The organism is Roseibium sediminis, assembly GCF_008711325.1.
Classification (GTDB): Bacteria; Pseudomonadota; Alphaproteobacteria; order Rhizobiales; family Stappiaceae; genus Roseibium; species Roseibium sediminis.
Genome location: NZ_VXDB01000016.1, coordinates 83,664 through 107,038, shown reverse-complemented (window position 1 = coordinate 107,038; position 23,375 = coordinate 83,664). Strand labels below are relative to the sequence as shown.

The window sequence follows — 23,375 nt, the reverse complement described above, 5'->3', positions numbered from 1 at the left end:
GCTGGAACGGCGGTGACGCCAACAATGGCGGCGGTTGGAACAACGGTGGCTGGAACAACGGAGGCTGGGCTGTTCTGAACGAGAACGGCACGTGGCAGGCAATCAATGTTGATGCTGGTGGCGCAAATGCGGTTGGCGGCAACAACGGTGACTGGCAAGTTGTGAACAACAACGGCACCTGGCAGGTCGTCAACGGTGGTGCAAACAATGGTGGCGGCGGCGACAATGGCGGCTGGACTGTTGTGAACAACAATGGCGTATGGCAGGCCGTTCCGAATGCTGGTATACAGCCAGTTCCGGTTCAGCCGCAGATCTCCGCAGCCGATCAGGCAGCTATCGACTACGTGAAGGGCAAGGATGGCAAATGGCTTGCGGGCCATGGCAAGTATAACAAGGCTGACGGCGGTTATACCTTCAAAGACGGTGTGCTGAAAGATGGCTACAAGGCTGTTCACCAGGGCGATGGCAAGTATCACATCCTGAACCCGCAAGGTCAGAAGATTGCCGACTATGACAACGGTAGGGGCAGGGACAAGATTGCCTCTCCGGTGGCGGTAGACCTGAATGGTGACGGTCGTATCTCCACAACCGGCGTGTCGACTGCCAAGGAGCGTGTCGATGGTCAGGTTGGTGAAACAATCGCCTTTGATATCGATGGTGATGGCACCAAGGAGCAGGTCGAGTGGATCAATGGCGGTGACGGCCTTGTTGTCGACATGACCAAGATCGGCGAAAACGGCGAGATCGACGGCAATGCCCTGATGGGTGACCAGGGTGGTCGCTATGAAGACGGCTACCAGAAAATGGCCACCTATGACCAGGACGGTGACGGTCAGCTGACCGGCGACGAAATGGCCAACATGGGTGTGTGGGTTGATGCCAACATGGATGGTGATGTGGACGCTGGCGAGCTCCGCTCTGCAGCTGATGCCGGTGTGAACCAGCTCTCGACACAGCGCAACGACGTTAAGAACGAGCGCGGCGAGACCTTGATGCAGTCAACTGCAAACAACGGCGAGATGCTCACCGAAGACGTCTGGTTTGCCAAGAAGTGAAGTTGAACGCAGCGCTCCTAAGGCTGGTGCCGAAGGGGCGTTCATTCCTCACGAACACGGCCTGTCCGGGAAACCGGGCAGGCTGTTTTTGTCAATCAACTGACTCAAGTCGAATAGTGTAAACTACCCTGACAGTTTTCGATTTTGTGATGGTTAGATGGGTGCCGAGCCAGTAGTTCTAATAAGTAAACTGTCACTTGAAATTAATTGATTGTGGCGTGCGATTCTTCATTTTTTGGTTGATTTGCGCACTATCGCTATGCGAGCTTCCGAATTGTTTTGAAATCATAACATGTGAGTATCAAATTGAGGTCTTCATCGGATCTTTTATTAAACGGATTTCATATTCTTAAGGCGGACTACCCCTCCTCTGCAGCTGAAATTTCAGATCTCCTGGAAGATGCTGAATTCGAAGGGACCATTCCGCAGGAAGCATTGCTCAACGCTCAACATTCTCTTGTGACACCACTTAAACGGCTTGTTGAGGAACTGAGCTGGTTGCCGGAACTCAGCCAACAACAAACGACAAAAGCCCTTCAGGCCATCAGCGCTCAAGAGTGGAACCAGCTCCCAGAACAAACCGACCACTTTCCGGAACTCGCCAGGGCCAACATCCTTGCCCATTGCTTGTCTCAGACCGAAGGAACCGAAGCGCTCGTCCGTTCCTTGTGCAAGTGCTGGGACAATATCAGGGTCAGCGCAGCGGTCGAATTTATCAACGAAAACAGAAAACTAGCTGGTTTTCCTTTAGCGGATTCGTCGCGAATTGAAGGCGCGTTGTCTTCCCTTTGCCTTCAACAAGCGGCGGTAGCGGCCAACGCCATCTGGCGTTCTGGTGTTCCAGGTTTGTTGATGAATACAATTGTTGAGAAAGAACTGGCCCGTAAAGCAGATAGCACGTTTCTAAAAAACCTTGTGCGGGAGTACGACAAGAGCAGCGAAAGCGATCTCGCTGTTATCTCACAAAAAATCGAGTATGCAGTGGAAAGGGTCAGGATCGCTGAAGATGACCTTAAGGCACATATCGAAGACATCGATGGATTGCTGTTCCGATGGGATGAAATCAATCAGCCTGTCCAGCTGTATGACCAATCTCGAGGGCACGAGGAGCCGAGGTCCAAGGCGCTATATCGAGGCCTTCGCGAACTCAGCATCGATCTAGCCAACAACCACAATTGCTTTGAGGCTTCCTTGCAATTGTCCGAGGCGCTGCTTCGGACTTTTCCGGAACTCGAATCGGCTGCAGAAACGCTACGCGGCGATGTCTTTGATCTCGAACAGCTGATTGAGCAAGAAAAAAGCAATCGACTCTTGCAGCCGCTTTTCGAGGCATGCGAAGCGGCCAAGGACACCCCCAACGCACTTATAAAATCCGCTCTGCGCGCAAACGGGTTTAGCGAACGCGCTCAAGGTGTCGTTGGCCGGATTGCGGCCGCTTTCAACCAGGCCAATTCCAATTTGGCGGACCCAAGCATCTCATATCTAATTGTACGTGATCTGGGATTGTATTGGAACAATGACAAGAATGATCCGGAGACGGCGTTTTTGCTAATCGATGGACTGGTTACTCATGCCTGCAGCTCGCTGCAGAACAACGTACGGGAGAAACTGACGGAAGACCGTGCCACGTTGTGCGAAAACTGGAAACTGGGTGAACTGCAAGCCAATTTAAGTAACCCGGCGGCTGCCATGCGGATATTGGATGACTTGAGCTCCGATGCGGCACCAGAAAAAAGGCGCGAATATGCCCAACTGAAAAAGAAAATTCAGCAAAAGAAGGCCGTCAAATACATTAAATGGGGCATTTTCGCTGCAATTGGCCTCGTCATTTTTGTCATCAATATGGAGGATGACCGCCGAGACCGCCCGTATTCAACTGCTCAGATACAGTCAAGTCCGTCGGTCACATTGTCAAAGACGAATGCTCCGGGAATACCCGTTCCAAAACGAAAGACGACGCCTACGTATCCTGAGCTGAAGCCGCCGATCGCATCTGGGATGACCTTGTCCGAAGGCCAGTTGCGCTACTGTATTTTTCAGCAGGAACGCTTGGAATACATGCGCAACCTCTACCTGACTAATTCGGAGATCGGCCACTTCAACAAGCTTGTCGCTGATTGGAACGCGCGTTGTTCAAGCTATCGGTTCCGACCATCAATAAAAGAGAAAATTGAAGCTGAAACAGCCAAAATTTCAACTAAGTTGCAACAAGAAGCAAGAAGGACCTTCGGAAAGTGACCCCACTTATTACAGGTGCTGACATTGTTCCAGGTTTGGCTGATCTTCTTGTCGACTACTGGAAACTCGCACGGGGGGCGGTAAAAGCGGCGGGCCAACTTCAGGAGGCGGAGTCCAAACGACTTCTGTCGCAAACCAAATATGCAGTCAGGCAGTTGAACGGATTCGCTGACCGCTGCGGGTTCCGGATCGTCGAATTTGAAGGGCTGGTTTTTGAGCCCGGTATAGCAGCCTCAGCGGACAACGAAGATGATTTTGAAAACGAAACAGCGCTGATTGTAACCAGGACGATTGAGCCGGCCATAATTTGTGACATGCGCGTTGTCCGTCCTGGACGCGTGATTGTTGCTCAAAATAATTATTGAGGAGAACTTACGTGTATCTCGGAATTGATCTTGGAACGTCGAACTCTGCAGTTGTTGGCTACGTAAATGGACAGGTTCGGCTGTTCAAATCCGGGGACGGGTCTGATGTGCTTCCTAGCGTCATATACTTGGATCGACGGGGGCATCGGTTTGTGGGCAAGGCGGCGCAGGATCGTTTGCTCACAGCGCCCAATAATGTGGCTTCGGGGTTTAAACGGCTCATGGGCACGAAAAGCCCCATCCAATTTGCCGGAAATATCTGGACGCCCGAACAGTGCAGTTCCGAGATCATTAAGACCCTTGTTAGTCAGGCGGTAACGGAAACAGGGATGCAGGATATTGCTGGTGCCGTGATTACGATTCCTGCTGCCTTCAACCAAATGCAAAATGAGGCGACGATTTCTGCGGCTAATATGGCCGGCCTAGATCGAGTCACACTGTTGCAGGAGCCCGTCGCTGCTGCCATGGCCTCGATTGCGAATAGTAAGCAGCGAGACGGCGTCTTCTTGGTGTATGACTTGGGCGGAGGCACGTTTGATGTTGCGCTTGTTCTGAGCACACAGGGCGCCGTCAATGTCATTGCCCATGAAGGCATCAACATGCTCGGAGGTCGTGACTTTGATCGAACCATCTTCGATGAGTTTGTCCGGCCTTGGCTCGTCTGCAATTTTGATCTTCCAGAACATTTCCAGACGGAAGACAACTACGCCCATATAGCTAAGATTGCCCGTTTTTCCATCGAACGCGCGAAAATCCAGTTGTCAGCTTCCAGCAGTGCCTCGATCTTCGCCAGTGAAGATGAGCTCCGGGCATTGGATAAACAAGGAACCGAGATGTATATCTCGCTCGAGATTTCACGGGACCAGGTCGAGAATCTGATTCGAGATCGGTTAGACGAAACAATTGACCTATGTCGTAAGATAATCCATTCAAACGGCTACACTCATGAAGACATATCGCGGGTCGTGCCTATTGGCGGTCCCTCAAAAATGCCAATTGTTCGGCAATTGCTGCAAGACGAGTTGGCAATAGAAGTCGAACAAGGGCTTGATCCGATGACAGCCGTGGCCTGCGGGGCTGCCATTTTCGCAGAAAGCCGGGATTGGACAAACGCTGGGTCAACCCGCAAGGAGACGCGTGTCAGCGAGAATGTGACCGGATCTATTGCTTTGACCTTTGATTTTAAAGGCCGCGTTTCAGATGACGCAACAAGGCTGTTGTTGAAACCCAGAACAGAAATCCCGGCTGGGTTTGAAGTTGAAGTTCTCGACGAAGATGGCCGCACGAGCGGCAAGAAACCAATTGATGGTCCGGTGACCCTGACTTTGCACCTAAGTAAGGACGGTGAAAATCGCTTCAAAATCCAGGTCAGCGATCCATTCGGCAAAGAAGTCGAGGATGTGAGTCGGCAAATCACGATTGTTCGCACAGCGGCAAGCGCGGCCGCCATCCCGATGACCTATACGCTGGCGGTTAAGATCCAAGCCGGAATTGTTGGAGCTGAACGGAACGTCTTGTCCCCACTGCTGCGCAAGGGGGCCAGTCTTCCAGCTGAAGGCGAGGAGATATTCCGAGCGGCGAAAACCCTGAAGGGCGGGGAAAACGATCATATCTCTTTCCAGTTTTATGAAATGGCGGAAGGTGTCGAGGATCCAGAACGCAATCTCCATATTGGAGATTTCCATCTGAGCGCTGCATCGGGACTCGATGTTGGTGAGCGGCTCAATCGCGGAGATAAAGTCCTGGTTCACTGGAAAATGCGTGATAACGGTCTAATGAGTTTCTCCGTCGAACTACCAACACTCGGCAAAATCATTGATGCAGCAAATCTCTATCTGGCTCCTGCCGGGCACAAGAACTACGAGGGACAACTTGGCTCCGAAATTGCATCGTGCCTTTTGGCGCAGGCGGAGCAGGATCTGGAAGAACTAAGCGAGATCCTGCATGAAGCTGCGGATCCTTCGGGCAAACTGCACAAGCGAATTGAGCGCCAGCATTTGTCCCTGTCCACTTCAACAGAGGCCGACACGAACCGATCTGTTGCTGAAGAAGCGCGCCGGTTGCGGCAGGAGATTGCGCTATTACGCATGTCTCCTGAAAACGAAAAACGTGTTCTGGACACCGAGATCATAGAGGCCGAGGAGGATTTCGATGTGCTCCGGATCATCGCGAGTGAAGCGGAAACCAGTCGTTATGAGCGCCTGGTGACCAGTGCGCGAAGGCTGGTGCGCGAGCAGGACTATGAGGCAGCCCGCAACAGTATTGAAGAAATGCGTGGCATTCGAATGAAGCTCATGGTGCAAAGCCCGGATTACCTTATTGGTTTGTTTCGAAACTTGGCTGAAAGCAGCGAACTAGCAGTTGATCCACAGCTTCACGAGAAACACATCGTCGAAGGCATTGCGGCTGTGAGGTGTGAAGATTTGGAACAGCTGAAAAAAGTAATCGGACGAATGTTCGAAAATCAAATGCCTGGAAGTGGAGATGCACGAGAAATCGTAGAACTGGCACACATATTGGGCCGGTGAGGCTTCTGGAGCTACTATTAAGCCGTGATCGAGGTTCTATTTGAACTACCCTGACAGTTTTCGATTTTGTGATGGTTAGATGGGTGCCGAGCCAGTAGTTCTAATAAGTAAACTGTCACTTGAAATTAATTGATTGTGGCGTGCGCAAAGGAGATGGGTGTAGCAATCGCATCTGATTTTACACCAAATTAAAAGACAAAAACCTATCTGACCGTGTTTAGGAGCTGTTAGGCAAGGAGCAGGTTGCAGGGCGATATGGTTTATCGTTCAAAACCTGTAACGCAGCCGTGCAATGCCCAAACGCGGCCTTGGGTGGCTCGCTCCGGCTTGCCGGACAGCGTTGCGCTGCTTGAACGGCCAGTCAGGCCATCCTGCTTAGTGTGCGCGTCTTACTGGACAAAGCGGATCGAGGCCATCAGATAGTTTGTTGTCTTTTGAGGTCGGTATTATGCCCTCAACTCGCTCGATCGAAGTCGTTTGAAAACCGTTTTGGTCGTGACATGAAGGTGAGTTTGGCAAGAGAAATTATAACGTTTGGATGGAAACTGGCCGCCGTCAGGATTGACGGGAATATAAAAATCTGTCTGACGAAGCTCGCCCGGAACAAGCGGTGGGTGCGAAGAGCTTATTCTGCCCGAGCGCGCAAGCCTTCCGCGATGGCGCGGTTGATGCTGATGAGAGAGTTCAGCTTGTTGCCTTCCTCGTCAGCCATGGCTTCCATGGTCTGCTTGAAGACAAAAACGCCGAGAGACGCGATGTTGTTCTTGATCTCTTGCGGCAACGGGTTGTCTCCATTGGTCGCAGAGGTGACAAGAATGGTCCAGAGCTTGCGATTGTAGGTCAGCGCGTCATCGCGCTGCGCCAACGAGGACTGTTTCCACTCGTCCTTAACCAGCTGAAGCCGGGCTGCAGCCTTCATAAGGAGGTTCGCTTCCAGCTCCCTCGGGGACACCGCCACCTGGCTCGTTTTTTGATAAGCCTGCGCTGCCTGCTTGTACATGACTTATTAGCGTCCTCTCGTACTCAATAAGCTTCTTAGCTTCCTTCAACGCCTTGTAGAAGGCTCCCGAGATAATCGCATTACTGATCCGCGTGATGTACGGGATGGTGCTGGGAGCTGCACGAACGATATCGTTGACAAGTGTGAAGTAGTTTTCCTGAATCTTCTCCAAGTCCTCAGACAGATACATGAGCTGTACTGCCAGATAGACGCGTTTTGCAGGAGTGTCCGCAGTTTCCGGTGTCAATATGTCCTTTTCCCGGAGAATTGGCGCTTGCCCTTCGATGAAGAGACGCGTTCTTTGATTGTCATTGGTGATGACACTTTCACCGATGATAATTCTTTCGCCGGGTTTCAGTTCGACCTTGAGCGCCATTCTGAGACCTCCGAGTGTGAGTATCGCTCCCAAATGTTAACCAAAACCTTAACCGACCGGGTAGCTTTTAACCATATTCCCCGAAGACCTTAGCCGAAGAGGCTCAGGACGCTTTGTTCTGCCTGGTTTGCAAGTGAGAGAGCTGTGGAAGAAAGCTGCTGGCGTGTTTGCAGGGCCAGCATGTTTGCACCTTCCTCGTTCATATCCGCGATTGTCAGGGCACCTGCACCCACTTCGAGAGTGTTGATCAGTTCCTCGGTGAAATCGGTCCGGATCTGGACTGTGGAGAGGCTCGCGCCCAAGGAGCTTGCGGAGGACCGCAGCTCATCCAGTGCAGCGTTAACTGCCTGCAAGATCCGGTTGATGTCAGTGTCGGACTTGAATTCGGACGATGCCGCAGTCAGCAAGACTTCGGATTTCGGGACCGGGTCGGTGACATTCAACGTGCCTTGGTTGAAATCCCTGTTGTCGCTGCCGATCGTGAATGTGACTTCACCAATCAGGCTGATGCTGCCGCCAGAGAAGGTGGCATCGAGGCCTTTGACGTTGTCGATCAGGGTGACAAGGTCTTCAACGGTTGTTTCTTCATCGATTTCAATGGATGCGGGTTCAAATCCGTTGCCGTCGGTGATCGTGATGGTGTCGCCGATCTTGAAGCCGCCTGAGTCCGTCAGCTTTGCACTGGCAGTCAATGCGGTGGTGGTTAGCGTTGCCGTACCAGCCGCAATGCCGCCATTGGTGGCCGTCCCGCCGCCGGCATTATTCTTGCTGACAGCAAGGGTGACGCCGGTTCCAAGGCCAGAAGCAATCGTAATCTTGTCCGTGCCTTCGTCGAAGGAGGCATGAACACCGCCCAGCCCATTTATGGCATCGATGTAGTCCTGAACCGTTGTGATATCAGTCCCGACAGTCAGTGTCTTGGTGTTGGTGCCGTCGGTAATGGTGACCACGTCGCCATCTGCCCATTGGGCGAGATCCGTCAGGTTTGACGAGGCCTGAAGAGTGGCAAGGTCCAGTTCGACAGTGCCGCCCTGAATGGTAAAGGAGCTGGTGCCGGTGCCTCCGGATGCCAGATCGGCCAAGTTCAAACCGTCTTCAAGGGCTGTATCGGTGTAGTTGACCGGATTGACCGTCAGTGTGGAAGTGCTGTCTTCATTGAAGATGACTTCCAGCTCATTGCCCAGACCGGCAAGCAGGTTCTTGCCCTTGTAGCCTGAGTCCTTCGCCAGATCTTCGATCTGAATGAGAATATCATTATAACGCTTGGTGAAGGTTTTGCGTTCGTATTCACTCTGCGTTTGCTGGGCCTGATTGGCGATTGCTTTTGCCGATTCCACCAGTTTTGTGATGGCCTCGATACCATCATTTGCTGCGCGAATGGTCTGAACCGCCTGGCCCATTGCGTCCAACAGGCTTCCCAGATCTCCGGCGCGTGAGTTCAGTCCGGCAGCCGTAAAAAAGGAGTTCGGGTTGTCGAGCGCGGAGTTGACCTTCAAACCTGTCGACAGACGGTTCTGCGTCCGTGACTGCAAATCTGCAGTGTTTTTCAGGGCCAGAAGGTTTTCCCGGACTGCACTTGTAAGGACAATATCACTCATCAGGGGTCACCGCATCAGTTGCACTTGTTCTGCCGGAGCGCTTTTACTGCAGCGCCTACAGGCAATTAGGTGCAATTCTAATGGTGAAATCGCTTTTCCGTGCACCTCTTAACACTTTGTAAAGAGAGGTTACCAAAAGATTTTTTTCAACCCTTTGAATCTTAACGAAATTTTTTTGGCGATTTTTCTGGATACTTCTGATGAATAAAAAAAATGGCGGGTAATAATACCCGCCATGCTGGTCGTCAGGTTGTATGTCGTCAGATCGGCTGATTCTACACTTAGAAGAGTGAGAGCACCGTCTGGTCCGCCTGAGAAGCGAAGGAGAGGGAGGTTGAGGCAAGCTGCTGGCGGGTCTGGAGGGCCAGGAGGTTTGCACCTTCCTCATTGGTATCTGCAAGGGTGAGGAGGCCTGCACCTTCCTGCAGCGTGTTGATCATCGCCTTCGTGTAGTCCTTTCGGATTTCAACCGTGGACAGGTTTGTACCGAATTCGGATGCCTGGGCCCGGAGGTTCGAAAGCGCCGTGTTCAACCGGTCGACCGCGCGGTTGATGTCATTGTCAGTTGCAAAGCCGCTGTCTGACAGTGCGCTGATGGTGACCCCGTCCGCGTCGGCGGCAAAGGCTTCGGCATTGAAGTTCGTGTTGTCACTGGTGAGTGATAGGTCCGTGTCTGATTCAAGGCCCACGCGACCGGTGGTGGCATTGAAAGACGCGCTGACACCGTTGAAATCATCAAGGAAGTCGACCAGATCGCGGATCGTGGTGTCGTCTTCGATTTCAAGGGAACCAAGCTCGAAGTTGTTGCCGTCAGTCAGGGTCAGGGTGTCACCGACCTTGAAACCTGCGGTGCTCTTCAGCAGGGCAGAACTGGATGTAGCTGCAGCAGCGGTGATTGCGACAAGGTCACCGGTGTTGCCGCCGCTGGCGCCGTTGTTGCGCAGGTCGGCTGTTTCGTTGGAGATGATCGTCAGTTCGCCAGTCGTCTGGTCGAACTCGGTGCGAACGCCCGGAGCAGATTCCAGCTCGTTGATCAGGTCCTGAACCGTGGTTCCTGCGGTGACGGTAAGAGAAACACCGCCGACAACTGCGCCGGTTGTTGCGTCGTCAAAGAGCTGAATGACGTCGTTGACCGCAATGCCGGTGAACTCGCTCAGCTTGGAGGCGGAGTTCAGAACCTGGCCGGCGCCATCAATGAATGTCAGTTTCTGGGAACCGCCATTGATGCCGAAGGAGGTTGCTGCGCCTTCGCCTTCTGCCAGGTCGGACAGGTTGAGGCCACCGGACAAGGTCGTGTCGGTGTAGTCAACGGCCTTGATCGTCAGCTTGGAGGTTGCGTCCTCATTGAAGATGGTGGTCAGGTCGTTGCCATCGCCAGCAAGAAGGTTCTTGCCCTTGTAGGACGAATCCTTCGCGACATCTTCGATCTGCTCAAGCAGTTCATTGTACTGCTTGGCAAAAGTCTTGCGCTCATACTGGCTTTGCGTCTGCAGGGCCTGGTTTGCCTTGGCCTTTGCGGTTTCAACCAGATCGGTGATCGTCTGAATACCCTTGTCGGCGGCCTTGATCGTCTGAAGCGACTGGCCCATGTCATCGAGCAGGGTGCTCAGGTCTTTTGCGCGGCTGTTCAGGCCGGATGCGGTGAAGAATGAATTCGGATTGTCGAGGGCGGAATTGACCTTCAATCCAGTTGCCAGCTTGTTCTGGACGCCGGACATCAGGTCCGCAGTGGTTTGAAGCGTCAACAGGTTCTGCCGGACGGCAGCCGACAACGTGATATCTCTACCCATAGGTTTCCCCTTCCTAGGTCAACAAATACTGTCGCTCTTCCTGAGCGGAACGTTAGGCATCACTTACTGTTAACCCTAACAGTCGGTAAAAACCTCCCAAAACAGGGTAAAGCAATGGTTAATGACCTAGGGGAGTTAGTGTGTTTTGGGTTGTGTTGGGGAGGCGTTTTTCGAAAATTTGCTATAGTTTTCCGTATTTTGCAAAAAATGACTTTTCGTCAAAATAATTTTTGTCTGCAATTTTTAGGTGTATTTGTCTTGTCTATTTGCGCATTGGTTATAATCGCGATGTATCTGAAAACTTTAACAAGCCGCCTTTTGCCGCCTGTCAAACTTCCCGGCGGCAGTTTACGAAGGCGCGGAAACAAAAATGGCGGGCCTAGGCCCGCCATTTCGAAATTTTTCTGCAATATGCGCTGTCTTAGAACAGGCGAAGCACGTTCTGAGAAGCCTGCGCTGCCAATGACAAAGATGTCGAGGCGAGGGACTGCTGGGTTTGCAGAGCCAGAAGGTTCGCACCTTCCTCGTTGGTGTCTGCAAGGGTCAGCTTGCCAGAGCCTTCACGCAGGACGTTGATCATGTCCTTCGTAAAGTCTTCGCGGTTCTGAACGATGGACAGGTTCGTACCGAAGGTGGATGCCTGCGAACGAAGGGTGTCCTGCGCGCTCTTCAGCTTGGTCAGCACAGAGTCGACGCTGCTGTCCGTGCCGAATCCGCCGAGTGTACCAGCCTGAAGCGTTGCGCCGGAGTTGAAGGACGCATTGTCAGACTTGATCTGTACGGTTTCGTCGGTGGAGGTGATCGTCATCGTGCCGGAGGCGAACGATGCGGTCGTGTCGGAAGACGTTGCCGTGATGGCTGCTTCCAGCTGGCTGACGGTCAGCGTGTCGGTGATTTCGATCTTGGTCTCTTCACCGGCCGTGTTGGTGATCGTCAGGGTGTCACCTGCCGAGAAGGCATCATCCAGAGTTACAAGCGCGCCGCCGGTCAGGGCAGGGGCACCTGTTGCACCATCATTGTTCAAAGTGAACGTTGCGGTGCCGCCAGTGGAGTTTGCCAGATCGGTAAGCTTCAGCGGACCATTTGCAGTGTCGGTATAGTCGACTGCAGTGATGTCCAGATCAGACGTGCCGTCTTCATTGAAGGTCACGTTCAGATCGTTGCCAGTTCCACCGAGCAGGTTCTTGCCTTTGTAACCAGCATCCTTTGCCAGATCCTCGATCTGGGTAAGCAGCTCGTTGTATTCAGTGGCATACTGCTCACGTTCGCTGATGTTGGAGGTCTGAAGAGCCTGGTTGGCCTTCGCCTTTGCTGCATCAACGAGTTCGGAAATGGCGCCGATACCCTTGTCCGCTGCCTTGAGGGTCTGAATGGCCTGGCCCTGATCATCAAGCAGGGTGCTCAAGTCATTTGCCCGGTTTTCCAGGCCCTTGGCGGTGAAGAAGGAGTTCGGATTGTCGAGAGCCGAGTTGACTTTCTTACCTGTTGCGAGGCGCTCCTGAACATTGCTCATCAGTTGAGAAGTAGCCTGCAATGCATTCAGGTTCGAGCGCACGGCGCTCGCCAGAGTTACGCTTTTCATAGTTTCGTCCCTTCTAGGAGTACTCAGTACAGACACCCGTCCTGGGTGCGAGTGACATTGGGCATCCTGGCGAGGTAACGAATCCTGAAGAAACGTGGTTAGCTGAAATTAACGTAAAGGAAGTGTTAGCGGCTCGGGGGCGGCGAACTGCTGTCCGCCACCCTCGATTTGTCGTTTTTTCTTTTTGTCCTAGAGCACGTCTCGCGTTTACTGAAACACTCGACGTGCTCTAAATATCTGATTTGGCGCATTTCCTGACGGCGAACCGGTATCCACTTCGCCTGGAAATGCTCCAGCGGCTTAGCCGATAAGACGCAGCACGTTCTGCGACGCCTGAGAGGCGAGGGACAGGGACGTGGAGGCCAGCTGCTGCTGGGTTTGCAGGGCCAGAAGGTTTGCACCTTCCGCATTGGTATCTGCCAAAGTCAGCTTGCCGGCACCTTCTTCAAGCGTGTTGATCATCGCTTTTGTGAAGCTTTCGCGGTTTTGAACGATGGAGAGGTTTGTACCAAAGGTCGATGCTTGTGCGCGAAGGGTGTCTTGTGCGGATTTTAGTTTGCCCAAGGTTTCTTCGATGGCGGAATCCTCCCCGAAACCACCCCAGGTTCCGGTGCTTACTGATTGGCCACCGCCGGAGAAATCCAGAGCTGCCTTTTCATTCTTGATCGTAATTTTGCCGACTGCGGCAGTAGCCGTCGTGTCACCCGAGAGGCTTCCCAGCCCAGTCGCCAAATCATTGAGTGTCATGGTATCAGTGATTTTGATGCTCTTTTCGGCGCCTTTTGAATCAGTGAGTGTCAAAACGTCCCCGACGGCGAAGCCATCTGCATCGCTCACCTTTGCAGTGGCTGTAAGGTCGGTTGTGCCTTTTTTCAGTATGATATCTTTACCAGTCGCGATGCCGTCGGCATCCGCAAGATCGCTGAGATTCAGTCCATCTGTTTTCGTTGTGTCAGTGTAGTCGACAGCTTTGATGTCGAGATTCGACGAGCCGTCTTCGTTGAAGACAACTTTCAGATCGTTTGTTGGTGAGCCGGCCAGTAGGTTTTTGCCTTTGTAACCGGAGTCCTTGGCAATGTCCTCGATCTGAGTCATCAACTCATTGTATTCTTTCGAGTACTTGAGTCGTTCGCTTTTGCTCGAAGACTGTAGCGCCTGATTGGCCTTTGCCTTTGCCGCGTCAACGAGCTCAGATATTGCGTTGATACCTTTATCTGCTGCCTTGATCGTCTGGATGGACTGAGACTGATCGTCCAAAAGAGTTGCGAGATCGCTGGCGCGGTTCTCAAGGGCCTTGGCGGTGAAGAATGAATTCGGGTTATCGAGTGCGGAGTTGACTTTCTTTCCAGTTGAAAGCTTGTTCTGCACGGAACTCATCATTTCAGCGGTGGATTGAAGTGCGTTCAGGTTGCTGCGCACGGCGCTGGTGATGGTTATCCCACTCATAATACTATTCCTTCTAGGTCGTATTTTTAACCAGCCCTTTCTGGGTGGTTGCATCGCTAGAAACGACATGGGCTCTTAATGCAAGGTTAAGCTGTATTGCCAATGAGAAGGTTACGTAAGGTTGCTTTTTGAAAGACTCTCTTAACGTCAATTTTGACAAGGGTTCTGAGATGGCGTTAGGGGAGATCCGAGGGGAAAATTCGAGAAAAAACAAAAGCTAAGAAAGAAAAACGAGTGGTAGTTTCGAGGCATAAAAAAAGGCGGGCACCGAGGCCCGCCTTCTTGTCGAAATTTTTTTTGATCAGAACAGGCGCAGCACGTTCTGGGAGGCCTGAGACGCCATGGACAGTGTCGTCGAGGCGAGAGACTGCTGGGTCTGCAGAGCCAGAAGGTTTGCACCTTCCTGGTTCGTGTCGGCCAGGGTCAGCTTGCCAGCACCCTCTTCCAGAGTGTTGATCAGGGCCTTCGTGAAGTCCTCACGGTTCTGAACGATGGACAGGTTCGTACCGAAGGTCGATGCCTGGGCGCGCAGGGTGTCCTGGGCGGACTTCAGGGAAGACAGGGTCTTTTCAATATCCGCATCGGACCCGAAGCTGCCAAGTGTACCGGCCTGCAGGTTGCTGCCACTGTTGAAGTTGCTGTTGTCGGACTTGATCTGAACCGTCTCATCGTCAGAGCTGATGGTCAGAGTGCCAGAGGCAAAGCTGGCGGAAGTGTCCGTCGAGGAACCGGAAATGGCCGTGCGAAGATCATCAACGGTGGTGGTGTCGGTGACCGTGAAGGTCGTTTCCTCACCCGCAGTGTTGGTGATCGTCAGGGTGTCGCCCGAGCTGAAGTTGTTTGACAGGGTCAGGGCCGAGCCGCCGGTGAGGGCCGGGGTGCCGGTTGCGCCGTCATTGTTCAGGGAGATGGTCGCCGTACCGCCATCGGAGCCGGACAGGTCGGAAAGGTTCAGACCCTTGGAATTTGACGTGTCGGTATAGTCAACCGCGCTGATATCGAGGTCGGAGGAGCCGTCTTCGTTGAAGACAACGTTCAGGTCGTTGCCGGTTCCGCCGAGCAGGTTCTTGCCCTTGTAGCTGGAATCCTTGGCGATGTCCTCGATCTGCGTCAGCAGTTCGTTGTATTCCTGAGAAAACTGCTCGCGTTCCGAAATGCTGGAGGTCTGGAGAGCCTGGTTGGCCTTTGCCTTTGCGGCGTCGACCAGTTCGGAGATGGCACCAATACCCTTGTCGGCAGCTTTCAGGGTCTGGATCGCCTGACCCTGATCGTCCAGAAGGGTGGACAGATCGCTTGCGCGGTTCTCAAGGCCTTTTGCGGTGAAGAAGGAGTTCGGATTGTCCAGCGCCGAGTTGACCTTTTTGCCCGTAGCGAGCTTTTCCTGGACCTGGCTCATCATGTTTGATGTTGCCTGAAGGGCGTTCAGGTTGGAACGGACGGCGGCGGTAATCGTGATGTCACTCATGGAGTGTCCTTTCTGGGGTACGCAATACTTGGACCCGTTCTGGGCCCGACCACAGGACACATGACGCAACTTGGCTTTCAGATGTTATTGTCAGTTTTATCCGACATATTTCATCATTAAAAAAGTTATAAACCGTTGTAATTTATATCAGATTGGAAATCTTGCCTGACAATGGCGGATGTAACAGGAGGGGCAGATTTGCCCTTGTCATGCCTCTACAGTCATCGCGAGAAATTGCGACTTGCATCTGTCGGCCCGTCAATCATGCCACAAGGCAAATGAAAAAGGCGGGCCGAAGCCCGCCTTATCCAGTCATGGTTTGTTTGCGCCTATGTTTTGTATTTTTTAAAGCAGGCGAAGAACGTTTTGTTCTGCCTGAGCTGCCAGCGACAGGGATGTCGAGGCAAGGGACTGCTGGGTTTGCAGAGCCAGAAGGTTCGCACCTTCCTCGTTGGTGTCTGCAAGGGTCAGTTTCCCGGCACCTTCTTCAAGGGTGTTGATCATTGCCTTGGTGAAGTCTTCGCGGTTTTGCACGATCGACAGGTTCGTACCGAAAGTCGAAGCCTGGGAACGCAGCTTGTCCTGAGCGCTCTTGAGCTTTTCGACCACCGCGTCGATGCCGCTGTCAGTTCCAAAGCCGCCGAGTGTACCGGCCTGCAAAGTTGCGCCCGAGTTGAAGCTGGCATTGTCAGACTTGATCTGAACGGTCTCGTCAGTGGATGTGATCGTCATCGTACCACTCGCAAAAGATGCGGTCGTGTCGGAGGAAGTTGCCGTGATGGCGGCTTCCAGCTGGCTGACGGTCAGCGTGTCGGTGATTTCGATCTTGGTTTCTTCGCCGGCCGTGTTGGTGATCGTCAGGGTGTCGCCTGCAGAAAAGGCGTCATCCAGGGTGACAAGCGCACCGCCGGTGAGGGCGGGTGTGCCGGTTGCACCGTCGTTGTTCAAGGAGAACGTCGCAGTGCCGCCTGTGGAGCTGGCCAGATCGGTCAGTTTCAGCGGGCCAGTTGCCGTATCGGTAAAGTCGACCGCAGAAATGTCCAGATCAGATGTGCCGTCTTCGTTGAAGGTCACGTTCAGATCGTTGCCGGTACCAGCCAGAAGGTTCTTGCCCTTGTAGCCGGAATCCTTTGCCAGATCCTCGATCTGACCCAGCAGCTCATTATATTCAGAAGCGTACTGTTCGCGTTCAGCGATATTCGAAGTCTGAATGGCCTGGTTGGCCTTCGCCTTTGCGGCATCGACCAGATCAGAAATCGCGCTGATGCCCTTGTCGGCAGCTTTCAGTGTCTGAATGGCCTGTCCCTGGTCATCAAGCAGGGTGCGCAAGTCATTCGCGCGGTTGCTCAGACCTTGTGCCGTAAAGAATGCGTTCGGATCATCGAGAGCCGAGTTGACCTTCTTCCCCGTAGAAAGCCGTTCCTGCACCTTACCAATCAGGTTTGACGTCGCCTGAAGGGATGCAAGGTTATTCCGGACGGCACTTGAAAGTGTAATGCTACCCATCACAGAGTTCCTTCTGTTTTTCCCCAGTCATTCTTTCTAAATGACAAGCGAACTCTACGATATGATTATTATTGTATTGCCTAATTACTATAGTTACCACGATTTAACTTTAAGTAATCGTCAAAATTTGTGGTGAATTTTGTTGGTAAATAAATGGAAATCGGAAAGTGAATATTTGAAGTTAATTTTATTTGTTATTTACCAAAGCGAATTTTCGGAAAATACGATAAAAATCAATTCCTTGTGCATATCGTGCAGGGGCTTGCAACCTGAAGGTTTGCTGAAAGTGAATTAACGCTTGCGGTGTGCCGGTTGGTGCGGCGAGGGGCTCAACACACTTGCGTTAACAATTCCCTCTAGTTGCCTCTTGGGAAGTCAGAAAAAAATTTCGACCTGTTTTAAACAAATTCGTCGCAGGCGTGCGGTTTTGGGTCCGTTTTTCGGCCCTTTCCCTGCGTTAGGACGAATGGTTTTCGACGCGGGTAAGGCAAGATGCCGTCCTATGAAGACGAACCTGCGTATCTCAAAGAAGGCAGAGGCGGCCTGACGCGAGGCGATGGGGAGGCCGAAAGGTGACAAGGCAGGTCATCTTGAAAGAATACCGCCACGACCAGAGGTTGCCTGCAGATAATATAATGATCGGGAGAAAAAAGGGCAGGTTGCCTGACCAACGCCATTCTGGCTTTTCGTCAGACAACCTGATTTGTCTTGGGTGCGGTCTGTTCTTCAATTGTTTTCGCGTAGGCGCGCAGTTTTCTGAGCGTCTCGGTCGGGATCTGGCGAACCACTTCGCCGGATTCACTGTCCGTCGCGATGAAGATCAGGCTCTTGCTTTCCGGATCGACCACATTCTTGCGTTCGATCTGGGGCAGGCGAGCGTCCTGACCACGTACGGTCCCATTGTCCGCCGAGCGGCGTGTCTCGTCGAGATCCTGGGCCGGGGAGACGGCCTTGCCAGCAGGCAACTCCGTTCGTGCTGCTGGTCCGTTCCGTTCCGGGGCCCGGGTCGCCGACGTGATCGCCGTGTATGACGGCAATGGCGACCGGGCAAATCCCGTTTCCATTGTCCTGTCCTCCGGGTGTTGAGTACATTTAACCCATGTTGGAGAGGGTACGGATACGGATTGAACATCCCATTAGGAGAACCGTTAAAACTTTAGCTACCTGCGTTTTTCGGCAGATAAAAATGCTTCATGCCGCAATCTGGCCCAAGACTGCGGCATGAAACGCGGCGAAGAGATATTATCCGTCAACGGTCACAGGGACCTGTTGACTGCGATCCCTTCTGCCGCCGTTGCGGATTGCGGGGCCTGTCCCGCAGATCCGTATGTCGTGGTCTGGCGGCGGGCGCCGACTGCGCGGGCAACCGTGGACACAATGTCATTTGTCACTTCGCGGGCGGTTGCGAGCACGGCAAGGTTGATCCGCAGCACGGGCTGGAACTCGCCATGTTGACGGCGAAGGCGATCAGCGGCTGACGGCGAGAGGTTGCCGAGCGCCACAGCGTGCTGCTTGGCGCACATCATGCCGCGCGTATATTCATGAATGAGCCGCGCCTTTTCCGGCTGCAGAATGCCTGCTTCCTTGAGGCTGCCGGAGCGAACGAGTTCCGTTTCCCGCTCAATCACGTTCAAAAGACGCTCCATCGTGTCGATCAGGGCAGAGCAGAAGTTCTCGGCCTCTGTGGGGCTTGTCGGGCGTTCGAGGGAAAAGGGAAGATCTGGTGTCTGTGCCTGAGCCGTCATTGTGCTGCTTCCTGAAGTGCCAAGAGTTCCCGTTCAACCGCACTGGCAAGGCCAATGCCGCCTGCGTCGGCAATTGCTTCCGCGTATTCGTTGACCAACATGCCGCGCCATGCTTCCGCGCCGTTTCCTGCGCCCCAGGTGCCGCCTTCTTCAAGGTCGGTGAACATCATCTGGAGCATGTTGTTCAGGAAGACAGCCTCGAATTCCTTTGCTGCATCCTTCGCCGCGCTGCGGTTGCCCGCGGCGACGCCCTGAAGAACACTGCGCGGGTCATTTTGTGTCTGAAGGCCTTGTGTTGCGTCCATCATCACAGCACCTCGATCTCTGCCTGAAGGGCGCCGGATGCCTTGATCGCCTGTAGAATGGAGATCATATCGCGAGGGCCGATGCCCAAAGCGTTGAGGCCGTCGACGAGCTGCTTGAGAGTTACCGTGCCGGGAACGATCGCCAGCTTCGCATTGGGGTCGTCATTCACCAGCAACTCCGAGCGGGGCACCACGGCTGTTTCGCCATTTGCGAAGGGCAGGGGCTGCACCACCTCTGGATTCTCGGCAATCGTAACGGTCAGGTTGCCCTGCGCGACTGCGACCGTGGAGACTTTTACCTCCTGACCCATGACGATGATGCCGGAATTTTCGTCTATGACGACGCGCGCGATCATGTCGGGTTCGACTATCAGCTGCTCGATGTCTGTCAGGAGGTCAACAATATTGCCGACAAATTCACGCGGCAGATCGATGCGGACCGTGCCCGGATCAAGCGGCTCGGCTGTCGGTGAGCCGATGAGCTCATTGATCGACAGGGCGACGCGGCGGGCTGTGGTCAGATCCGGATTGCGAAGGGCGAGGCGCAGTGTCGTCAGGGAGGCGAGCTTGAACTCGACTTCGCGCTCAACAAGGGCGCCGTTCGAGATCCGGCCGGATGTCGGGACACCGCGGGTAACCGACGCGGCATCTGCCTGCGCGGAAAAGCCGCCGATGGCGACCGACCCCTGGGCAATCGCGTAGACTTCGCCATCTGCTGCAACCAGTGGTGTGACCAGCAAGGTGCCGCCCTGGAGGGAACCGGAATTGCCAAGAGCGCTGACATTCACGTCGATCCGAGTGCCCTGTGTGGCGAATGGCGGCAGATTGGCGGTCACCATAACGGCGGCCACGGTGTTGGTGTTCAAATCGACACCACGCGTGTTGACGCCCAGACGCTCCAGCATGGCCTGCAAGCTCTGCCGGGTGAACGGCGCGTTGCGAAGGGTGTCACCGGTTCCGTTGAGGCCAACGACAAGACCGTACCCGATCAGCTGGTTTTCACGAATGCCTTCAAAGTCGGCGATGTCCTTGATCCGCGAGGCCGCATTTGCGCTTGAAATGCCTGTAATGGCGACGCCGACAACCACGGCTGCTGCCAGTGTTGTCTTGAAAAGGGTGCATCCGATGGAAAGCAGCTTCTTCATGGTTTTTCGCGTACCCGCCGTTGAGAGGTGATCGTTTGGCAATGGTTAATGCGAGAACCGTGCCAATTAACGGGCGGGCCTTGTGCAGAACGGCTATGCCGCAGAAATCTGCGGATTTCAGCGCGAAATGATCTGAATTATGGAAAGTTTCGCGTTGTGCGGGTGGAATTCGTGTACTGTAGTCGGCAAATCTTGCCGCGTCGGCCCGGACTCAATTACCTTGTTGGGCAAGAACTGACTTGAGCGCAAACTGGCGCGCGCCACTCGGCGAAACGGATAACAAAGACATGCGAATTACAGGCAAGAACCCCATCTCCGGCGTTCAGGGACGCAGTTCGAAGAAGCGCGTGGGCGGCGATGGGTCATCCTTCCAGCCCGACATGGGGGAAGAGGCTGGCAGCGCAGGCCCGGTTTCCGGTGGCACGTCCATTCAGGGGATGGATGCTCTCCTTGCCTTGCAGGAAGTGCTGCCCAAGAGCCCGCGGACATCCGAGGCAGCACGCCGCGGGCATTCTTTGCTGGACGGTCTTGAAACCTTGCGGACGGATTTGCTGGGTGGTCATGTCTCCGAAGACCGGCTTGAGGCGCTCGCAAAAGAGGTCGGAAAGCAGGTCGACAGCGGTGATGAAAAGGTGGATGGGGTGATCAGGGAGATCGAATTACGCGTCAGGGTTGAGCTTGCGAAATTGGGCCGATTCGACGGTTAGGCTGGCGAATTCCGGTTAATTCAACTGCAGGTAAAATGCTCATATTACAGCAAGTATTTGATACGAAACATTTTTTACTAACCGAAATTTTACCGAAAGAACGTTGTCCTTGTTCCCCTCGGGTTATATATATGCACCCAACCCAACGGTAACTGGGAGCTATCGATGACGGTTGAATTAGAGTCTGAGTATCGACCCACCGACGACGAGCCCTTCATGAATGATCGTCAGCGCGACTATTTCAGGGGCAAGCTGCTGGCGTGGAAGGAAGAGATCCTCAAGGAGAGCAAGGAAACCCTCGCGAACCTTCAGGAAGAAAGCCAAAATCACCCGGATCTGGCGGACCGGGCATCTTCAGAAACTGATCGGTCAATTGAATTGCGTGCGCGTGATCGCCAACGCAAGTTGATCTCCAAGATTGATGCTGCTTTGGAGCGAATCTCCGATGGCAGCTATGGCTACTGTGAAGAGACGGGAGAGCCGATTGCTCTTCGGCGGCTTGAAGCCCGTCCGATTGCGACCCTTTCGATCGAAGCCCAGGAAGCGCATGAGCGCCGGGAAAAGGTCTATCGGGACGACTGATCACGTCCTGTTTCGAGAGTTTACGGGAAACCCCTTTGGCGTGCCAAAGGGGTTTTTTGTTGTGGGGAGGGGGAGATAGGCACGGCGCTCGGGGAGCGAGACGCCGTGCCTTGATCGGCTGTGGTCCTTCCGGTTTCTAGAACGCCATCGTGAACACAGCTGGGGGAAGCTGCAGCCGGGTGTCCCGGCTGCGTATCTCGTTTAGAAGGGCAGGATGATATCCATGACCTGGCTGCCATAACGTGGTTGCTGTGCATCGGTGATGTGGCCGCGTCCGCCGTATCCGATGCGCGCTTCAGCAATCTTCTCGCTGGCGATGGTGTTGTTTGAGGCGATGTCTTCCGGGCGTACAATGCCGGCCACAATCAGCTCGCGGACCTCAAAGTTCACCCGAACTTCCTGACGTCCCTCGATGACCAGATTGCCGTTTGGCAGAACCTGTGTGACGACGGCGGCGATGGTGGTGCGCAGTTTCTCTTCGCGGTCGACTGACCCTTCACCGGAGAAGTTGGTGGAGCTGTCGATGGAGGCAAGAGCGCTGGCGGAAGCTGCGTCTGGCAGAACCCACTTTTCAATCTGGCTGCCAAGTGCGCCGCCTGCACCTGCTGCGCTGTTGTCCTTGCGGCTGCGCTCGGTCTTGTTGTCGATCTCGGCCTTGTCGGCAATCGTGACCATGACTGTCAGGATGTCACCAACCTGATTGGCGCGCTGATCATCGAAGAAGGCACGGTTACCAGACCGCCAGAGGGAATTCGGGCTGTAGTGAGCCTGCTGAACTTCCGGCATCGGCATTTGGACAGGGCGGTAGCCAGGAGTGGTGGTCGGATCCTGGATCGCGTTGAGGGCAGGGGTCTTGCCGACCTGTGCCAGCTTGTCTGCGGTGCCGCAGGCGGTCAGGGTTGCCGTTGCAAGAACGCAAAGGCCAATCCGGGAAACAATGTTGAGGCGGCTCATTGGATTTGTCCTTCCGCGCTGGCGATCTGTGCATGGGCCGGCTGGGCCAGAACCTGGCCGCGAGAGAGGACCATGGCCGGAACAATCCGACGGGAGTCGAGGTTCATGATGTCGATCGGCTCACCCTTGGCGCCATCGTCCATGGCCTTTCCACGGGTGGTGAGTTTCATGCCGCCAATCACATAGGTGATCGTTACCTTTTCTCCGCGTGAGATCAGGATCGGCTTGGTGAAGTCGTTGCGGGCCAGCGGCATGTTGGCGCGCAAGCTGGACCGTGCGGCAAGGCCAACGACTTCATCGGGATTGCCAACGGCATTGGCCGGAACCTTGGTGCGCGGCATGCGGGTTGTCGTCAGGTCTTCAAGGCGCAGGATCTGACCTGTCTTCAACGGCTGGAGCAGGGTAGTGACTTCCAGCATCTCCTGCGCGTGGCCATTCAGGCTGACATTGGTGCGGTCATATTCACCGGCGAAGGAAAAGCTGATGGTGAACCGTCCGTCCGAGCGTGACCACAGGACATTGTTGACCTGTACCAGTTGCTCGGCAGCCGGGTTTGCCTGAATGGTGCCCACGTTGGAGAACAAGGTGATGTTCAGGTCGGCAACGTCGAGGCTGGCATCCTGATTGGCAAGGGTTTCTGCAACCAGAGACTTCAACCGTGCCTGATCGAAGAGCTCGGCGCGGCGGTGAACCACCACCTGACGCAGGCCGTCCGTGCTGGCTGAGGCAAGCCCGGCAGCTTTTGCCCGTTCCGCCACCATGGCGGCAGGCACGGTGCCGGTCGTGCCAAAGTCCGGAGAGCGAAACAGCGGCTTTTGCGAAACAAGCCCGGCATTTGAGTAGAAGTCGCCAACGGTGACGATCTCTGAAAGCGTGTGAACTTCCGAGCGCAGCACCGGGCGCTGGTCGGCAGCTGCAAAGCTGACGGAGCCTGCCAGAACAAGAGCCGCGGAGAAAAGAGAGCGAAGCATTTTCATGATCTGCCTCC

Annotated in this window: 19 protein-coding genes and 1 pseudogene; 6 read left to right on the top strand and 14 right to left on the bottom strand. The window is 54.1% G+C overall.

Translation table 11 applies throughout. From position 1 onward, the window contains the following. The 4 genes and pseudogenes from F0155_RS16345 to F0155_RS16330 form a co-directional block, all read left to right on the top strand. Window positions 1-1,055 (top strand): annotated as a pseudogene (locus F0155_RS16345) (hypothetical protein); the annotation flags it as partial. A 294-nt stretch (window positions 1,056-1,349) separates the two neighbouring features. After that, window positions 1,350-3,293, top strand: coding sequence for a hypothetical protein (locus tag F0155_RS16340; RefSeq protein WP_150525612.1), 1,944 nt, complete (start codon window positions 1,350-1,352; stop codon window positions 3,291-3,293). Next, window positions 3,290-3,658 (top strand): hypothetical protein, encoded by a 369-nt coding sequence (locus F0155_RS16335; RefSeq protein ID WP_150525611.1) that lies wholly within the window; start codon window positions 3,290-3,292, stop codon window positions 3,656-3,658. The genes F0155_RS16340 and F0155_RS16335 overlap by 4 nt, the downstream gene beginning before the upstream one ends. An 11-nt stretch (window positions 3,659-3,669) precedes the next feature. Then, complete coding sequence (locus F0155_RS16330; protein WP_150525610.1) at window positions 3,670-6,186, top strand: Hsp70 family protein; 2,517 nt, start codon at window positions 3,670-3,672, stop codon at window positions 6,184-6,186. A gap of 625 nt (window positions 6,187-6,811) precedes the next feature. On the opposite strand, the gene flaF is transcribed toward F0155_RS16330, so the two are convergent. The 12 genes from flaF to F0155_RS16270 all read right to left on the bottom strand — a co-directional run bounded on the left by flaF (window position 6,812) and on the right by F0155_RS16270 (window position 20,135). After that, window positions 6,812-7,186, bottom strand: coding sequence for a flagellar biosynthesis regulator FlaF (flaF, locus tag F0155_RS16325; protein WP_150525609.1), 375 nt, complete (start codon window positions 7,184-7,186; stop codon window positions 6,812-6,814). Then, complete coding sequence (gene flbT / locus F0155_RS16320) at window positions 7,074-7,562, bottom strand: flagellar biosynthesis repressor FlbT (RefSeq protein ID WP_150525608.1); 489 nt, start codon at window positions 7,560-7,562, stop codon at window positions 7,074-7,076. Before flbT ends, flaF begins: the two co-directional genes overlap by 113 nt. Before the next feature lie 89 nt (window positions 7,563-7,651). Then, the gene (locus F0155_RS16315) at window positions 7,652-9,160 is read right to left on the bottom strand and encodes a flagellin N-terminal helical domain-containing protein (protein ID WP_150525607.1); all 1,509 of its coding nucleotides are present in this window, start codon (window positions 9,158-9,160) and stop codon (window positions 7,652-7,654) included. A 281-nt stretch (window positions 9,161-9,441) separates the two neighbouring features. Further along, window positions 9,442-10,950 carry a flagellin N-terminal helical domain-containing protein gene (locus tag F0155_RS16310; protein WP_150525606.1) on the bottom strand — a complete coding sequence of 503 codons (1,509 nt, stop codon included), beginning with the start codon at window positions 10,948-10,950 and terminating at the stop codon, window positions 9,442-9,444. A 421-nt stretch (window positions 10,951-11,371) separates the two neighbouring features. After that, on the bottom strand, window positions 11,372-12,532 hold the full coding sequence (locus tag F0155_RS16305; protein ID WP_150525605.1) for a flagellin: 1,161 nt from the start codon (window positions 12,530-12,532) through the stop codon (window positions 11,372-11,374). 300 nt (window positions 12,533-12,832) lie between these two features. Next, window positions 12,833-13,978, bottom strand: a complete 1,146-nt coding sequence (locus F0155_RS16300) for a flagellin N-terminal helical domain-containing protein (protein ID WP_150525604.1) — start codon at window positions 13,976-13,978, stop codon at window positions 12,833-12,835. Window positions 13,979-14,279: 301 nt separating this feature from the next. After that, window positions 14,280-15,443 (bottom strand): flagellin N-terminal helical domain-containing protein, encoded by a 1,164-nt coding sequence (locus F0155_RS16295; RefSeq protein ID WP_150525603.1) that lies wholly within the window; start codon window positions 15,441-15,443, stop codon window positions 14,280-14,282. Window positions 15,444-15,788: 345 nt separating this feature from the next. Next, window positions 15,789-16,949: a flagellin gene (locus F0155_RS16290; RefSeq protein WP_150525602.1), complete on the bottom strand. Its 1,161-nt coding sequence runs from the start codon at window positions 16,947-16,949 to the stop codon at window positions 15,789-15,791. 689 nt (window positions 16,950-17,638) lie between these two features. Beyond that, the gene (locus F0155_RS16285) at window positions 17,639-18,013 is read right to left on the bottom strand and encodes a hypothetical protein (protein WP_150525601.1); all 375 of its coding nucleotides are present in this window, start codon (window positions 18,011-18,013) and stop codon (window positions 17,639-17,641) included. Window positions 18,014-18,205: 192 nt separating this feature from the next. Then, window positions 18,206-18,694, bottom strand: coding sequence for a flagellar protein FlgN (locus F0155_RS16280; protein WP_150525600.1), 489 nt, complete (start codon window positions 18,692-18,694; stop codon window positions 18,206-18,208). Then, a complete protein-coding gene (locus F0155_RS16275) occupies window positions 18,691-19,002 on the bottom strand; it encodes a rod-binding protein (protein WP_150525599.1) in 312 nt (103 codons plus the stop codon). Before F0155_RS16275 ends, F0155_RS16280 begins: the two co-directional genes overlap by 4 nt. Beyond that, window positions 19,002-20,135: a flagellar basal body P-ring protein FlgI gene (locus F0155_RS16270; protein WP_425299976.1), complete on the bottom strand. Its 1,134-nt coding sequence runs from the start codon at window positions 20,133-20,135 to the stop codon at window positions 19,002-19,004. The genes F0155_RS16275 and F0155_RS16270 overlap by 1 nt, the downstream gene beginning before the upstream one ends. A 296-nt stretch (window positions 20,136-20,431) precedes the next feature. On the opposite strand from F0155_RS16270, the gene F0155_RS16265 reads away from it, so the two are divergent. Continuing rightward, a complete protein-coding gene (locus tag F0155_RS16265) occupies window positions 20,432-20,851 on the top strand; it encodes a flagellar assembly protein FliX (RefSeq protein ID WP_150525598.1) in 420 nt (139 codons plus the stop codon). Between the two features lie 165 nt (window positions 20,852-21,016). Continuing rightward, window positions 21,017-21,433 (top strand): RNA polymerase-binding protein DksA, encoded by a 417-nt coding sequence (dksA, locus tag F0155_RS16260; RefSeq protein WP_150525597.1) that lies wholly within the window; start codon window positions 21,017-21,019, stop codon window positions 21,431-21,433. A gap of 201 nt (window positions 21,434-21,634) precedes the next feature. Here dksA and flgH read toward each other — a convergent pair whose 3' ends face one another. Then, the gene (gene flgH / locus F0155_RS16255; protein ID WP_150525596.1) at window positions 21,635-22,387 is read right to left on the bottom strand and encodes a flagellar basal body L-ring protein FlgH; all 753 of its coding nucleotides are present in this window, start codon (window positions 22,385-22,387) and stop codon (window positions 21,635-21,637) included. Beyond that, window positions 22,384-23,364 (bottom strand): flagellar basal body P-ring formation chaperone FlgA, encoded by a 981-nt coding sequence (flgA, locus tag F0155_RS16250; protein WP_150525595.1) that lies wholly within the window; start codon window positions 23,362-23,364, stop codon window positions 22,384-22,386. The genes flgH and flgA overlap by 4 nt, the downstream gene beginning before the upstream one ends. Window positions 23,365-23,375: the final 11 nt, after the last annotated feature.

Bases quoted from the DNA above. Each gene is read 5' to 3' on its own strand.
- flaF (WP_150525609.1), bottom strand. From the start codon at position 7,186: ATGTACAAGCAGGCAGCGCAGGCTTATCAAAAAACGAGCCAGGTGGCG.
- flbT (WP_150525608.1), bottom strand. From the start codon at position 7,562: ATGGCGCTCAAGGTCGAACTGAAACCCGGCGAAAGAATTATCATCGGT.
- F0155_RS16315 (WP_150525607.1), bottom strand. From the start codon at position 9,160: ATGAGTGATATTGTCCTTACAAGTGCAGTCCGGGAAAACCTTCTGGCC.
- F0155_RS16310 (WP_150525606.1), bottom strand. From the start codon at position 10,950: ATGGGTAGAGATATCACGTTGTCGGCTGCCGTCCGGCAGAACCTGTTG.
- F0155_RS16305 (WP_150525605.1), bottom strand. From the start codon at position 12,532: ATGAAAAGCGTAACTCTGGCGAGCGCCGTGCGCTCGAACCTGAATGCA.
- F0155_RS16300 (WP_150525604.1), bottom strand. From the start codon at position 13,978: ATGAGTGGGATAACCATCACCAGCGCCGTGCGCAGCAACCTGAACGCA.
- F0155_RS16295 (WP_150525603.1), bottom strand. From the start codon at position 15,443: ATGAGTGACATCACGATTACCGCCGCCGTCCGTTCCAACCTGAACGCC.
- F0155_RS16290 (WP_150525602.1), bottom strand. From the start codon at position 16,949: ATGGGTAGCATTACACTTTCAAGTGCCGTCCGGAATAACCTTGCATCC.
- F0155_RS16285 (WP_150525601.1), bottom strand. From the start codon at position 18,013: ATGGAAACGGGATTTGCCCGGTCGCCATTGCCGTCATACACGGCGATC.
- F0155_RS16280 (WP_150525600.1), bottom strand. From the start codon at position 18,694: ATGACGGCTCAGGCACAGACACCAGATCTTCCCTTTTCCCTCGAACGC.
- F0155_RS16275 (WP_150525599.1), bottom strand. From the start codon at position 19,002: ATGATGGACGCAACACAAGGCCTTCAGACACAAAATGACCCGCGCAGT.
- F0155_RS16265 (WP_150525598.1), top strand. From the start codon at position 20,432: ATGCGAATTACAGGCAAGAACCCCATCTCCGGCGTTCAGGGACGCAGT.
- dksA (WP_150525597.1), top strand. From the start codon at position 21,017: ATGACGGTTGAATTAGAGTCTGAGTATCGACCCACCGACGACGAGCCC.
- flgH (WP_150525596.1), bottom strand. From the start codon at position 22,387: ATGAGCCGCCTCAACATTGTTTCCCGGATTGGCCTTTGCGTTCTTGCA.
- flgA (WP_150525595.1), bottom strand. From the start codon at position 23,364: ATGAAAATGCTTCGCTCTCTTTTCTCCGCGGCTCTTGTTCTGGCAGGC.